At 34.6% G+C, this 13,548-nt stretch carries 15 protein-coding genes; 8 read left to right on the top strand and 7 right to left on the bottom strand.

Annotated elements, in window-relative coordinates; all coding sequences use genetic code 11:
* Nucleotides 1-145: 145 nt before the first annotated feature.
* From WC663_00495 to WC663_00480, 4 genes are all read left to right on the top strand, one after another.
* On the top strand, nt 146-2,845 hold the full coding sequence (locus WC663_00495) for a helicase C-terminal domain-containing protein (protein ID MFA6295815.1): 2,700 nt from the start codon (nt 146-148) through the stop codon (nt 2,843-2,845).
* A gap of 66 nt (nt 2,846-2,911) precedes the next feature.
* Nucleotides 2,912-3,325 carry a hypothetical protein gene (locus WC663_00490; GenBank protein ID MFA6295814.1) on the top strand — a complete coding sequence of 138 codons (414 nt, stop codon included), beginning with the start codon at nt 2,912-2,914 and terminating at the stop codon, nt 3,323-3,325.
* A 1,206-nt stretch (nt 3,326-4,531) separates the two neighbouring features.
* Nucleotides 4,532-4,888: a TraR/DksA C4-type zinc finger protein gene (locus tag WC663_00485; protein MFA6295813.1), complete on the top strand. Its 357-nt coding sequence runs from the start codon at nt 4,532-4,534 to the stop codon at nt 4,886-4,888.
* A 127-nt stretch (nt 4,889-5,015) separates the two neighbouring features.
* On the top strand, nt 5,016-5,471 hold the full coding sequence (locus tag WC663_00480) for a signal peptidase II (GenBank protein MFA6295812.1): 456 nt from the start codon (nt 5,016-5,018) through the stop codon (nt 5,469-5,471).
* Nucleotides 5,472-5,492: 21 nt separating this feature from the next.
* Here the strand turns inward: WC663_00480 and WC663_00475 are convergent, their stop codons facing one another.
* Nucleotides 5,493-5,819, bottom strand: a complete 327-nt coding sequence (locus tag WC663_00475) for a hypothetical protein (protein MFA6295811.1) — start codon at nt 5,817-5,819, stop codon at nt 5,493-5,495.
* A gap of 185 nt (nt 5,820-6,004) precedes the next feature.
* Here WC663_00475 and WC663_00470 point away from each other — a divergent pair, with 185 nt between their 5' ends.
* Nucleotides 6,005-7,531, top strand: a complete 1,527-nt coding sequence (locus WC663_00470; GenBank protein MFA6295810.1) for a YifB family Mg chelatase-like AAA ATPase — start codon at nt 6,005-6,007, stop codon at nt 7,529-7,531.
* Between the two features lie 144 nt (nt 7,532-7,675).
* Here WC663_00470 and WC663_00465 read toward each other — a convergent pair whose 3' ends face one another.
* The 3 genes from WC663_00465 to WC663_00455 all read right to left on the bottom strand — a co-directional run bounded on the left by WC663_00465 (nt 7,676) and on the right by WC663_00455 (nt 9,161).
* Nucleotides 7,676-8,254, bottom strand: a complete 579-nt coding sequence (locus WC663_00465; protein ID MFA6295809.1) for a hypothetical protein — start codon at nt 8,252-8,254, stop codon at nt 7,676-7,678.
* Between the two features lie 101 nt (nt 8,255-8,355).
* The gene (locus WC663_00460; protein ID MFA6295808.1) at nt 8,356-8,694 is read right to left on the bottom strand and encodes a hypothetical protein; all 339 of its coding nucleotides are present in this window, start codon (nt 8,692-8,694) and stop codon (nt 8,356-8,358) included.
* Nucleotides 8,694-9,161 carry a hypothetical protein gene (locus tag WC663_00455; GenBank protein ID MFA6295807.1) on the bottom strand — a complete coding sequence of 156 codons (468 nt, stop codon included), beginning with the start codon at nt 9,159-9,161 and terminating at the stop codon, nt 8,694-8,696. The genes WC663_00460 and WC663_00455 overlap by 1 nt, the downstream gene beginning before the upstream one ends.
* A gap of 231 nt (nt 9,162-9,392) precedes the next feature.
* Between WC663_00455 and WC663_00450 the strand changes: the two genes are divergently transcribed.
* Both WC663_00450 and WC663_00445 read left to right on the top strand, forming a co-directional pair.
* Nucleotides 9,393-9,521, top strand: coding sequence for a hypothetical protein (locus WC663_00450; protein ID MFA6295806.1), 129 nt, complete (start codon nt 9,393-9,395; stop codon nt 9,519-9,521).
* A gap of 416 nt (nt 9,522-9,937) precedes the next feature.
* Nucleotides 9,938-10,534, top strand: a complete 597-nt coding sequence (locus WC663_00445; GenBank protein MFA6295805.1) for a lytic transglycosylase domain-containing protein — start codon at nt 9,938-9,940, stop codon at nt 10,532-10,534.
* Between the two features lie 174 nt (nt 10,535-10,708).
* On the opposite strand, the gene WC663_00440 is transcribed toward WC663_00445, so the two are convergent.
* The 3 genes from WC663_00440 to WC663_00430 form a co-directional block, all read right to left on the bottom strand.
* Nucleotides 10,709-11,050, bottom strand: a complete 342-nt coding sequence (locus WC663_00440) for a hypothetical protein (protein ID MFA6295804.1) — start codon at nt 11,048-11,050, stop codon at nt 10,709-10,711.
* A 223-nt stretch (nt 11,051-11,273) separates the two neighbouring features.
* Complete coding sequence (locus tag WC663_00435; GenBank protein MFA6295803.1) at nt 11,274-11,906, bottom strand: hypothetical protein; 633 nt, start codon at nt 11,904-11,906, stop codon at nt 11,274-11,276.
* A 155-nt stretch (nt 11,907-12,061) separates the two neighbouring features.
* The gene (locus WC663_00430) at nt 12,062-12,820 is read right to left on the bottom strand and encodes a hypothetical protein (GenBank protein MFA6295802.1); all 759 of its coding nucleotides are present in this window, start codon (nt 12,818-12,820) and stop codon (nt 12,062-12,064) included.
* A 191-nt stretch (nt 12,821-13,011) separates the two neighbouring features.
* Here WC663_00430 and WC663_00425 point away from each other — a divergent pair, with 191 nt between their 5' ends.
* A complete protein-coding gene (locus WC663_00425; GenBank protein ID MFA6295801.1) occupies nt 13,012-13,404 on the top strand; it encodes a hypothetical protein in 393 nt (130 codons plus the stop codon).
* Nucleotides 13,405-13,548: the final 144 nt, after the last annotated feature.

Genomic DNA, 13,548 nt, shown 5'->3' with positions numbered 1-13,548 from the left:
AATGTCTAATAACGATTTACAAAATTATATGTTTATTTTTTTATTCATGAAAATATTGGAAATTGGAAATTAGATATTATCGTGTTAAAATAGGTTTAACATTTTTAGTTTTAATTTCTAATATTCAATTTCTAATATTCTACTAATGAAAAATCAAAAAATATACGTCTGTCTAGATATTGAAGTGACAGATCTTTTGCCAAGTCTTGGCGAGATTATTGAAATTGCAGCGATTAAATTTGAAGGAGATAAAGTAATTGATGAATTTCAGACTTTTGTTAATCCAAAAACAGAAATTCCAAAAATAATTAAAGCTGTAACTGGAATAACTGATGAAATGGTAAAGGATGCGCCATTGCTTCATCAAATTCAAGATAATTTAATTAAATTTATTGGCGATTTGCCGATCATTGGCCATAATATTTCATTTGATTTGGGATATTTAAAAGCAAAAGGTGTTGATTTGCCAAATAAATCTTATGATACTTGGAAATTAGCGACTATTCTGTTGCCATCGTTAGGCTCGCATAGCTTGGAATCATTAGTTTCTTTTTTAAAAATGAAAAATGTACAGAGCCATCGAGCGATGGGCGATGTTTTGGCGACACGCGAACTGTTTTCGTTTTTGATCGCTAAAATTGATGAACTGGATATTCGTATATTGGAAGATATTCGGAAATTGCTGACTAGACATGAATGGTCATTAAGTGAATTGTTCATAAATCATAAAAAAGTCAAAAATCTAAAATCTAAAATAATTAATCAAAAATTAAAAATAACTACGCAAACGACAAACGACGTTATTCCAGAATTTGATTTGAGGCAGATTGAAAAAATGTTTGCTGATCAAGGAAAATTGAGCAAAGTGTTTAAGAATTTTGAATTTCGGCCGAATCAAATCGAAATGATGAAAAAAGTGAGTGAAACTTTTTTGGGCGATAAACATTTGGTTTGTGAAGCAGGTCCTGGCGTTGGCAAATCACTCGCCTATTTATTACCAGCTGTTTATTTTGCCAAAGCAAACAATGAAAAAGTAGTAATTTCGACATACACGCTGAATTTGCAAGATCAATTATTGTTTAAGGATATCCCAATTGTTCGAGAATCAGTAAATTTTAATTTCAAAGCTAAAAAATTAGTTGGCAGAGAAAATTATTTGTGCTTGCGTCGATTCCTTGAATTAAAAAGTAAAAAAAACTTAAGCGAAGACGAATTAACTGTTTTAGTTAAAATATTATTATGGATGCCAGAAACTCCTGATGGCATTTTGAATGAATTGTCATTAAGCTTTCAGGAAGAATGGGTCAAAAAGAGCTTGGTTTGCAGTTCTAATTTTTGTTTGAAAAGAAAATGCCCAAATCAAAAGAAATGTTTTTATTATAAAGCAAAAGAAGAAGCAAAATCTGCTGATATTGTGATTATTAATCATGCTTTATTAGCTGTAAGTTCTGATGATGAGAATTATCTGGATTATAAACATTTGATTATTGATGAAGCGCATCATCTGGAAGATAGTATGACCTCGCAACTAACGAAATTTGTGTCAAATGAAAAAATTGATGAATTTTTGAAAAATATTAAATCAATTTTGAATAAAATTGGTAAAAAAGAAAAATCTGAGGTAACAGACAAGATTTTTCATAATTTGGAAAAATTAACCAATCAAACTGATCTATTTTTTGGCATTTTGAATATTTTTATTAAGAATAATGCTTTTCAAGATTTTTATAATGGCAGACTAAAATTATTGCTGACTGACAGAGTTCGAAATTATGGTGAATGGTGGAAAGTAACTGGCTCAATAAACAATTTAGTTTTGCAATTTGAAGTGCTTGAAAAAAGTCTAACTGAACTTTTGGATCATTTAAAGGTAAATTATTCAACAGATGACAAAAATTGGCAAGAAATTATTTATGATCTTGATGGCTTAATTATGGAGAATCGCGAAACTAAGGATTTGTTGAAGGAAATTATTGTTAACCCATTAGAAAATGGCATCTATTGGCTGACTTTCAGAGAAGAAAAGATTAATTTGTTTTCAGCACCTTTAAATATTGATGGTTATTTGAAAGATAATTTGTTTGATAAGAAAGAAACAGTCATCTTGGCATCAGCAACGCTAACAACTGATCAAGGTTTTGATTATTTTGCAAAAAAGCTTGGATTAGATGAAACTTTTGATAAAATTCAAATCCCCTCTCATTATGATTTTGAAAAACAAGCAACTGTTATTTTACCAACTGATTTTCCGTTGCCAAATCATAATGATTTTAATAATAAAACTTGCGAAGTGTTGATTGATATTGGAAAAAAATTAAAAGGAAAGACTTTGGTTCTTTTTACTTCTTATTCGGCAATCAGAAGTGTTTATAAAAAATTGGCATTTGAATTGAGACAAGAAGGAGTAAAAGTTTTGGCTCAAGGCGTGACTGGCGGAAAAATGAAATTATTAAATGCTTTTAAAAGTGATAAAAATACAATATTGCTAGGCACTTCTTCTTTTTGGGAAGGAGTGGATATTCCTGGTGAAAATTTGTCATGCCTGGTAATTACTAAAATTCCATTTGAAGTGCCAAGCGAGCCAATTTTTGAGGCAAGATCAAGTCAATATCAAAATAAGTTTATGCAATATTCTATTCCACGCGCTATTTTGACTTTTAAACAAGGATTTGGCAGATTAATAAGGTCAAAAACTGACAAAGGCGTAGTTGTGATGCTTGATTTGAGACTTGAAAATACTGACTATGGCATGAAGTTTTTACAAGCTTTGCCTAAAGTAGGTGTTTCTCACCATGAAATTAAGGAAATTGGTACAGAAGTTGAGAAATTTTTGGAAAAACATTGACATTTTTTAGATTTTAGTATACGTTATTAAATACTTCGGGTGGGCGAGAAAAAGGAGGAGAAAGAAATGAAACGCGTGGCAACATTGGAATGCAAGGCTTTTTATGGTTCGCCAGAACAAGTTTTCTTGAACCTTGGTCGCGAAAGATCAACTTTGATCATCAATACGGAAGAAAATGGAGAAGAAACTCTTCTTGGAGCTGTTGTTTCTGTATGCGATTTGAGGCTATTGCTGGCAGTACAGCAACTTGCCGATGTGCTTTGTAAAATCGTCAGGATCCGTTTCAACAAAGATACTCATCATGCTGTGATTGATCTTTCCGATGAACGTAGCCTTGACTACCAATTCTTTGAATTCAGTGATTTTGCATCTCTTCTTCGTTTTCTGACTTTGTTAAACTCCCAAGAATTCATCAATGAAGAAGAAACTGTTGTTGAACTGACATTAGTCCGTAAAGATTTCAAGTACAGTACTTTGTAAATCCAGTTATCTGGATTTTTTTATTACTTAAATTGTTCCTAACCTGTGGATAAGTTGTAGATATGCTGTTTAAAACTATAAAAGTTATAAACATTGCCTGTGTATAACTTTTGTGTTCGCTGTTGATAACTTGTGGATTGGCTTTGTTAAGCTTTCATTTTTATTTATAATAAGGTTTGAATGAAACGTTATTTTATGCTATAATATATGTAGAAACAAAAACAAAAACGTTTTTTCACAATTTGAGCTAGTCAGAATCAAATTAGGCTTTCTGCGATTTTTTGTAGTTACTGATGTAGAGTCTGCTCTTTGACGCGTTGCAGAGTAGAAATACTTATAAACATAGAAAAAAGCTAAAATGATTTTAAGACTCGCCAAAAGAACATTTTTCTTTTGCTATCCTGAGTGGAAAAATATATTTCGTGAGATGAATTATGACATTTCCCTATTCAACTACCCGTGCTTATCTGCAATGGCCTAGCCATTTGATCTGCATAGGGCCACAAAAAAGTAGAAAACGAGATATCTTATAAAAATTTATTTTTCTGCGACCGTACAGGGCGAGCAGAATGCCAGTTACTAGTGACTAGTTACTAGTAACTCGATATTCTGCTCTCTCTGTCCGTTAAGGGTGCTGATACACCCGCAAAATCGCACTTTATACTCCAGAACAAGTGGAGTCAAAAAACCAAAAACAAAAATTTAGGCCAAGATCCAAAATAGATCAAAAGCCAGAAGGACGGTGAGAGAACAGACACATTGAAGAACTATCAGGCTTCTTGTGCACCTTGTATGGGTTATATCGCTAAATCCTGCCCTTATTCTACGTGATCATTCACAAGTAGGAGAAAGGCGGTAAGATATAGCTCCCACGGGTGCCAGAGCGCCATTAAATATTTTTAACGGGCGCCCTCTGGCGCCCGTTTTTTTTGTAAAGAAAGCATTTTTTTCAAGCCCGCAGGCGTAGAAAAAACATGCTTAATTTACAATCCCGCACCAAATGCCGTTAAAGTAACGAAAAACATTTTCTTTCTAAAATACATTTAATCTGTGATATAACTATTTTTTCTAGTTGCATTTGGTGTGGGATAGGAACTTTAATCAACGATTTAACAATTTAACAAATGAACAATTGAGCAATTTCGCCTAGATTTTTATTTAATTTTATGCTAGAATTAAGTTACTAGACATTTAAAAATAAAATTTATGCAAGACAACAATATAAAAGACAAATTAGAAAAAGAAAAACAACAACTTCAAAAGAGCTTGGGCGATGTTGCGACAAAAGATCCAAAAGCCAAAGATGATTATGATCCAAAATTCAAAAATTTTGGCGATCCAATCTTTGATAATACAGCTGAAGCTGCTGAAGTCTCTCTTTATGATAGCAATTTGTCTGTTGAAGGAAACTTAGAACAAAAATTAAAAGACGTAGATAATGCTTTAGATAGGATTAAAAAAGGCACTTTTGGTAAATGCGAGAATTGCAATAAAATGATCGATAAAGCAAGATTAGAAGCAAATCCAACTGCGACTTATTGCATAGAGTGCGCAAAAAAATAATACGAATTTACGAATAATTTTTCGTTACAGTAAAATTATTTGCAAATGTTACGAATATGCGAATTTTGTTTATCGACGATTTGCATATTCGTAAATTTGCATAAATTCGTATATTTGTATTATATTCATGAAAAACAAAACAAAAATTATATATTTGATTTTAATTGGTTTAATTCTTATTTTTATTGACCAATTATTTAAATTTATTGTTGTAAACTATCTTCCTCAAGATGGTTTTTTTGTTTTGAATAATAATTTTGGAATTGCTTCTTTTCAGAATCTTGGCGTTGCTTTTGGCTTGCCGATGCCAAAAGTGATTATGTATATCGTAATTTTCTTAATATTATATTTTTTATTGCAAAAATTTCAGCAAGAATTAAAAAAGATGAATTTTATTGTTTTATTTTCATTGATGCTAGTCATTGCTGGAGCTTTTTCAAATTTAATTGATAGAGTTTTTAGAGGTTTTGTGGTTGATTATATTCACCTATTTAATTTAAGCGTGTTAAACTTGGCTGATTTATACATAATTAGCGGAATTATTATTATGATTGTGCTGGAATTTAAGAAAGCTAGAAAATAAAAAAAACTCAGATAACTGAGTCTATGGTTCGATCAATTCGCGAATTTTTAATTTGGCCTTTTCTACCCTATGCTGGTATTCCGAAACATAATCCAATCTCACAAAATGCCCTTCTTCAACTTCTGCAAATCCATAACATCCCAGATTGCTGAATAGGGCTACAATCAGAGAAGCTTCAAAACCAGAGGGATCCATTACGAATTCACATTTTCTGCCCTCTCGATCACAAAGTTCTGATCCATTTGTTTCAAGGCTTTTTCTGAAGATAACTTTACCATCTTGAATGAAATGGATTTCAATGACTTCTTTCAATGATTTTGAATCGAAACGTGTTTCAAAGAGCTTCATGTTGTCATCCTCCTTTTCTTCCTGTTGCAGATAACCAAAAAAAGTATATCATTAAATATGTATCTTGTCAATCGCTGTGAATTTAGAAATCAGAAAATAGAAAACAGTAATAACGAATTTCTGTTTTCTGTTTCCTCTTTTCTAATTTAGTTATTTAGTTATTTTTAATTTATAATTCGAAAATTATGCCTGGGAGGGTCATAAGCGCATCAGTAATTGGCTTGGATAGTTTTTTAATCCAAGTTGAAGCTGATATTTTTCAAAATAGTGTTTTGCCAGCTTTTGATGTTGTTGGATTACCTGATAAAACTGTCCAAGAATCAAGAGCAAGAGTTCGATCAGCAATAAAAAATAGCGGATTTTTGTTTCCGCCTAAACGTGTAACTGTAAATATGGCGCCGGCTGACCTTAAGAAAGAAGGGCCGGCTTTTGATTTGGCAATTGCTCTTGCAATCCTCAAGGCTAACGGCGAGATTGAATTTGATGAAAAGGACAAGATTTTTATTGGTGAATTATCTCTTGAAGGAGAATTAAGACATGTTAATGGCATTATTTCTGTTGCTTCGATGGTAAAAGAAAAGGGCTTAAAGCAATTGTATTTGCCTTTTTGCGATTTGGCTGAAGCAAGCTTAATTCCGGATATTGAAATTTATCCTGTTAAGTCTTTAACTCAATTAATTTTGCATTTGAATGGCAGAAGTGTGATTATTCCAACTAGATCGAAAGGTTTAACTAATCTTTCCGATGAAAATATTATTTCTAAGTTTGATATGGCTTATATCAAAGGTCAAGAACATGCGAAAAGAGCTCTTGAAATTGCAGCATCAGGATCGCATAATATGCTAATGTCTGGACCTCCAGGATCTGGAAAAACATTATTAGCTAGAACATTGCCAACTATTTTACCAAAAATGACAGTTACTGAAGCTCTTGAAGTCACAAAAATCTATTCTATTGCTGGTCATTTGAGTGATAATGATTCACTTGTTAAAATAAGGCCTTTTCGAAGTCCGCATCATACTGCTTCAGGTGTGAGCTTAGTTGGCGGAGGTGCCTATCCTAGACCTGGCGAGATAAGTTTGGCACATCGCGGAGTATTATTTCTTGATGAATTACCTGAATTTGATCGAAAAATATTGGATAATTTAAGACAGCCGCTTGAAGATAACATAATCCAAATTTCACGTGCTCAACAAACATTAACTTTTCCTGCTAAATTCACATTAGTTGCATCAATGAATCCTTGTCCTTGCGGATATTATATGAGCAATGATAAAGAATGTTCTTGCACGCCTGTCGAAGTGTCTCGCTATCAAAAAAGGATTTCTGGTCCATTGATGGATCGAATTGATCTTCATATAGATGTGCCAAAAGTAAAATATGAAAATTTAGTTGATGAGCAATTAGCGGAAAAATCAGCTGATGTTCAAAAACGAGTACAAAAGGCTCGTGAAATTCAAGTGAAACGATTTAAAAATATGCCGATAACTTCTAATTCAGAAATGGGCCATTCAGAGATGCGTAATTTCTGCAAAATTGATTCTGTGTCGCAAGAATTATTGCATAACGCTGTTAATACCTTGCATCTTTCTGCACGTGCCTACAACCGAATTTTGAAGGTTTCGCGAACTATTGCTGATCTTGAAAATTGCGAAAACATTGAAGCTAAACATATTGCGGAAGCACTACAATACAGGCCAAAAGAGTCGTAGTTTATACCTGGCTTTAGCCAGGGTTCGTGCAACTTTAGTTGCAGTAGTTTAAAGAATTGAATATTGAATAATAAATATTTTTAATTTTATTAAGGGCAAAACAATGTTTTGTCCTTTTTTTTGGTAAAAAAAGACTAACAAAAGTTAGTCATGGATCGTTCGAATGTTCTCCCATTCTCTTACGTCTTTTAGAAATTTTTCGCGAGGATCATTTGGAATACGGCCTTCACATTCAAAAATACAGTTTGCAATTGCAAAAAAATCATGCAAGGAAATGTGGCATTTGCCAATACTAATTGCAAAAAACATTGGCAAATCAAATTCTGCTTTCCTTACAGATGATTGGGGCATTTCGACTATTTGCTTTTTTCTACCTCTGCTTAAGCAAATGTTCGCTGTTTCAATGATAACAATTCTTAAAAAATGACGAAAATTATCAAGGAAATAATTAGAGGTAGCAATACATATATCCTGAGAGTGAAGATTAGTCATCTCTAAAGACAAAAGGTAATTACGAAGTACTGGAATCATTCTTGCTTGCAGACATAATGTTTGAAGCATTGCTTGCCATAAAATTAGGAAATCAGATAGAGCAATTGTAATGCTTGAGCTGGAGATTGCTTTATCTTCAAAATAATCAAGAACTATGGAAGGCTGATCTTTTAAATCGATTATAGCTATCGTATTTTTTGGTGAGCTGCCAACATTTAAAATGAGATGCATCTTTGTTCCCTCCTTGTTTTGAGTGAGCTGTCTTAAGATTAGTACCAGAATATGCGAAAGTCAAGAATCAAAAAAAAATTTTGCCGAAAAAAAATTGCCGATTATGGCAATTCAGGGTGCAAATTTGCAAGCTCATTTAGACATTCCAATACTGCTCTCAAAATATTTCGATCAGTACCTGAAAAAAATCCTTGCTGACCAAAAGCTTTGCGCGCTTCTCCAAATGATATGAAATTCAGATTCACAAAAGGCCAATATATTTCGATACAAACAGCTGTTTCTGGATGTAAAATTACGCAAACATCGAATATGGTGTGCCTTATGTAAGCTTTGCACAATTTCGTCCTTACTGTTTTGGAGGCATGGGTGTTCCCAAGAATCCTTACTCTGTTTGAGATTCTGCCTCTGCCCATGACTTCCTCCTGTTCCCTAGTTGCCATCAAGACAAACTAGGGTGCGTGCTTTCTAGCTCATCAATACATTCCATAACAGCAAGAAATATTCTAGGATTATTCTCATCTAGATTATGAATTAGAAAAGATTTTGCTTCTGCAAAGCTTTTGAATGTCAGAACAATCAAAGGCCAAGAGATTCTGATGAAGCTCACTCTTTCTGGAAATATTTCAACAGTAATTGTAAATCTGGTCCTGTCTTTGTCAGTTGGCAGAATTTGAACAGAAGCTTCTCGAGTTGCTTTTGTATTTTCCATTCCTATCTCCTTCAGCCAAGAATTCGCAAAGTAATACAGATTGAAAAAAGAACAAACACACAAATTACCAGCAGCCTTAAAGCGCGCCTTGATTTCTTCAAAGCCTTTTTCCTGTTCCTCACTTTTCCTCCTGGCTTGGGTTTCGATTTCACTAGAATAACAATTATTTTTAATCTTGTCAAAGGAAAATCTTGACATTATTTATAATTATGCTATTTTGGAGGCAGTGTAGAGAACCAGCAAGGAGGGAAAGGAATGAGCGACAGAACTGTTTTGTTGAAGAATGGAAATGTGATCAGCGAAGACTTGTTGCGAGCGTACAATTCACTTCTGAGGATTTTGTTCATGCACAATGCAATTGCTCTGCGCGACTTTGTTCTATACTGTCGCGATCCTGAGCGCCAGATGCATCCTGCGAATATCAAGCTGATGGTAAATCTAGGAATCATGAAACCTGATCATACGCCATATCCTGTTTTCAAGGATTATGTTCTTTGTACTGTTATCGGTGACGGCATCGAAATGGAGATCATTGATCCTCGAGTAATCACAAGCTAAATTGCACATTCTTTTTTTAACTTCGGTAACGGAGTTTTTTTATGCTTAAAATCGCCATTTTTTGCCTTATTTAAGGTAAAATAGGCGTATTTCTGCCAATTATTTCAGAAATAGCCTTGACACAACTTGCTCATCTGCTAGTATATTATGTTCTGATTCACGTATGTTGTACGTGATTTTTTTTGCCTCGCCCGCCGAAGCTCCTGAGTGAAATGAAGGAGCGTAGGTGGGCCGATTTAAGCTCATTTTACCCTAAAAAGCACGCTTTGCGCTTAGAAATATTGGCTTAGAAAAGCCATATTATTGAGCATAAAGCATGCGAAATGCCTTAAAAACACCTGTTTTTGGGGCATGATGCTGCTTTCAATCACTTGAAAAAATACTTAACTTTAATCTCTGCTGTTGCCTTTTTGACAATGGCACTATTCCCAACTATATCAAATGCTAAAATTGACAATACTAAATTGTCTAAAGCTACGATGTTGGAAAATAGATTGAACAAAAAAGTTGAATTTAATGCGCAATATGGCATTAATAAAGAAAAAATTGAAATGAAAAAAGAAGCTAAAAAAGCTAAATTAGCTAAAGCTAAAGAGAATGCTGAGAAAGCTAAAAAAGAATTAGAATTAGCTAAAACACCTGATACTACTGGCTTTGATAATGTATACAAAGCTGCTGGTGAAAAATATGGTGTTCCATGGCAAATTCTATCTGGTGTTCATTTAATTGAAACACATAGATCTGGTGATACTTTCGTTGCATCTTACGCTGGTGCGCAAGGTCCAATGCAGTTCATTCCATCAACTTGGGCTATGTATGGTGTTGATGGTGATGGTGATGGAGTTGCCAATATTGGTGACTCTGATGATGCCATCTATTCAGCTGCTAATTATTTAGCTGCTTCTGGTGCAAGCAATGGCGATATTTATAGCGCTATCTATGCTTATAACCACGCAGACTGGTATGTAAACCAAGTTTTGGATAATGCTAGAGCTGTTGGTTATAATGCCTAAGGATAACCTTTAACTGTTAACATTTAACTGTTAACAAAAGACGGATTTACTTCCGTCTTTTTGTTTGCCTAATTGCTAAATGGTTAAATCGTTAAATTGTTACGGCCTTTCGACGTAACTGTCAACTGTTAACTTATAACTGATAACTTCGCATAAAAAAAGACCAAAAATGGTCTAGAAACGAAGGGTACAACGCAGAATGTGAAGATGGTGCGGACGACGCTTTGCTTCACGCTCGTGATAGGCAATCACTTGCGGGCGAATCAACTTAGTGTCAAAGCCTTGAATTCTCTTTGAAATCAAGGCATCAAGCAAAAGGTGCACAGCTTGGCTTCTATTCTGAGGGTAACATGCAGCAATGCGCATCATGCCAATCAGCTGGAACTTATTGCGAAGAACAGGATAAGTATAAGACATCGTTGCAACTCTTCTGATCAAACCACGATCCAAACCTCTTTTTTCCTGAAGAAATGACTGTACTGCGGAAACGTTCAATTGCTTTTTTGATCCCTTCACTTTTCCCTCCTGGTTTGAGCACTGAGTAAATTATAACGATTTATTAGTATTGGTCAAGGGGTTTTGTCAAATATACCTGCTAGAATAGCCTAAAATGTTAATATTTGGGCTTAAGATGCATATTATGCTAAAATTGGTATAATAGTGCTATTTGACATAAATCAGTGTCTGTGGGCTAATTTTGCAATAAAAAAACTGACATAATGTCAGTAAAAAGTGCGAATTATGGGGTAGTCAGATTGTCGATGATTTCATCATAGATCTGCTGAGCCTCGCTACGGTTGACTCTGATTTGGCAGTCATGCTTGCCATTCTTGTCTTGTGCTTCGAGGAAAAGACAACCATTTTTCTCATAGAGACCAAAGCAATACGGCTCGAAACCTCGTTGGCTTTGACAAGTGAAATGGAGTTGAAAACCAGTGTTTGTGATCACAGGTATGACATTTCTGTGCTCGAATGAATCCAAATCAATTGTCGAGCAATCAATCATTGTCGAGAACTTGAAGATGCGACGCAGATACAACTTCCAAAGATTTGAATGAGACATGACTTCTGCATAGAGCTCATAAGCTTTACGGTGATTTTGTCGATAAGTCATCGGCTCGCCGTAATTACCACATGCTTGTCCTTCAGGTCGTTCTTCGATTTCCAAATCAAGTTCATTATCGTGGGTGTGCATGCCAGCTTCATACCGAGTTTTCCCGATAGCGAATTTGAAGTAAAATCCTGTGCTATAATCAGTTTCGAAGAATTCGCTCTCGATATCTTCATCTCTGACTTGGCTCAGATCGACCTTCTTCAGGTTTTCATACGTTGTGCAAGAGAACAATCTGACCAAATGTGCCTTCCAGCGCATCGCTTCCTCCTCTGTATTGTCTGTTCGCGGAGCCAGATGTCGAGCTTTTTAGTTTAGCACATGTTGATAAAAATGTCAACAGAACAAAATAAAATTTAAATCTATGATTATAATTTTAGGCAAAAAAAATCACGCATTGCGTGATAAAAAGTGCTTTAGAATAGTAGCTGAATTTCGGCAGAGACTTCAAAAAAATCTTCATCAGAGAGTTCGTCCATCATATCTAAGGCAAGATAAAACTCGCTTAGCACAATGATTTCTGGTGAATGAAATTTAGTCAGGCTTCTTCCATGCCCGATCCTATCGTAAATAGCAGAAGAGTAAAAACCGATCATTCTTTTATATTCCGGGTATTGTTCAATAAAACATTGGTAATCAATCTGATTCTCAACGTGTTTCTTAGTCGGTTTAAAACCATCTTTTGTAAGCTCTGACAAGACTTCATCAAACTTTCGTTTCTTGCATTCAGGATCTTTGTTTTCAATCAAATATTTGTCATGATCAAGATTTCTTGCACCTTCATGAGCAATGTATAGCCCAATCTGGTGATCCAATACGATCAATACTTGCAAAAGAAGCATGATTTGCGATCTTGCCAAATCTATCATTTCACCGTCATAGTTGATTGCAAGTGCGGTATATTGCCAGTTAATTTCCATCAAGCCTGTCAAAATAGCGTCTGTATATGATCCATCAATTCCCAATACCCACAGCCTCAAAAATTCAATTTTTTCTACTGGATCGCTGACTTCTGCAAGCTCTTCAAAACTGCAATCGATATCAGTTCTGATATTGCTATCAACGGCATCCTGCAATGCAATCTTTGCTTCCTGCAAATTACAAGGATAAACTTGAGCAATAGCATTACTTGAGAGAATCAAAGACAAAAAGATGATCAATGCGCTCTGCCTCATTTCCTTTCCCTCCAATTGGCCGTTTTTATACGGCCTGTGTGAAAGTGCGATTTATTAAATTAGCATATATTTTTGATATTGTCAATTATTTTGATGTAACGACAGGGCTCTGCTTTGTAGTTACGCTTGACAAATATTATATATAGTCTTATTCTTATTAGTGCTCTTTGCCCAAAAGCGGAGGGAGAAAGATGAAAGCATCAGCAAAATGCTTTCTTATTGGAAATAAGATGATTCTCTTGACTGGACATGCAATTGATCAGTCTATAAAAAGAACGGGTTGTGATGCAGATGCTTTGATTGCAATAATCACAAAAGCCTATCTTGCAAACACTTATTATGTTCCAACTACTAAGCCAAAGCAATGGAAAGACATAGACCAGATGTGGGTTTCTATTGATGGACCAAAAGGCAAGGGCTTTGCTATTCTAGTAAATACAACACTAGATAGAAAATTTGATGAAGTCTATGACTGGAAAGTAACGACTGTTTGTGATTCTAATACCTTTACCCAGAGTGACAGAAACGAGCGCCTGACACATTCGCCTTTTGCGAGACTTGCACAAATAAAAGAAAAATCTTGACCCTTGCTGGTGATTTTCTAAGAAACAATAATTCACCCATTATTAAAAATCGCACATTGTAGAGCCTATTTTGAGGCTTTTTTTATTTAACAATTAACATTTAACACTTAACATTTTACAAAACAAAACCCCGGAAAATCCGGG

The organism is Patescibacteria group bacterium (genome assembly GCA_041662665.1).
Classification (GTDB): Bacteria; Patescibacteriota; JABMPQ01; order JABMPQ01; family JAQVVF01; genus JAQVVF01.
This window is presented reverse-complemented; position numbering and strand designations above follow the sequence as displayed.

Coding starts and splice junctions, on each gene's coding strand:
- WC663_00460 (MFA6295808.1), bottom strand. CDS start 8,694: ATGGCAACTAGGGAACAGGAGGAAGTCATGGGCAGAGGCAGAATCTCA.
- WC663_00485 (MFA6295813.1), top strand. CDS start 4,532: ATGCAAGACAACAATATAAAAGACAAATTAGAAAAAGAAAAACAACAA.
- WC663_00480 (MFA6295812.1), top strand. CDS start 5,016: ATGAAAAACAAAACAAAAATTATATATTTGATTTTAATTGGTTTAATT.
- WC663_00435 (MFA6295803.1), bottom strand. CDS start 11,906: ATGCGCTGGAAGGCACATTTGGTCAGATTGTTCTCTTGCACAACGTAT.
- WC663_00445 (MFA6295805.1), top strand. CDS start 9,938: ATGGCACTATTCCCAACTATATCAAATGCTAAAATTGACAATACTAAA.
- WC663_00430 (MFA6295802.1), bottom strand. CDS start 12,820: ATGAGGCAGAGCGCATTGATCATCTTTTTGTCTTTGATTCTCTCAAGT.
- WC663_00465 (MFA6295809.1), bottom strand. CDS start 8,254: ATGCATCTCATTTTAAATGTTGGCAGCTCACCAAAAAATACGATAGCT.
- WC663_00490 (MFA6295814.1), top strand. CDS start 2,912: ATGAAACGCGTGGCAACATTGGAATGCAAGGCTTTTTATGGTTCGCCA.
- WC663_00475 (MFA6295811.1), bottom strand. CDS start 5,819: ATGAAGCTCTTTGAAACACGTTTCGATTCAAAATCATTGAAAGAAGTC.
- WC663_00455 (MFA6295807.1), bottom strand. CDS start 9,161: ATGTCAAGATTTTCCTTTGACAAGATTAAAAATAATTGTTATTCTAGT.
- WC663_00470 (MFA6295810.1), top strand. CDS start 6,005: ATGCCTGGGAGGGTCATAAGCGCATCAGTAATTGGCTTGGATAGTTTT.
- WC663_00495 (MFA6295815.1), top strand. CDS start 146: ATGAAAAATCAAAAAATATACGTCTGTCTAGATATTGAAGTGACAGAT.
- WC663_00425 (MFA6295801.1), top strand. CDS start 13,012: ATGAAAGCATCAGCAAAATGCTTTCTTATTGGAAATAAGATGATTCTC.
- WC663_00450 (MFA6295806.1), top strand. CDS start 9,393: ATGGTAAATCTAGGAATCATGAAACCTGATCATACGCCATATCCTGTT.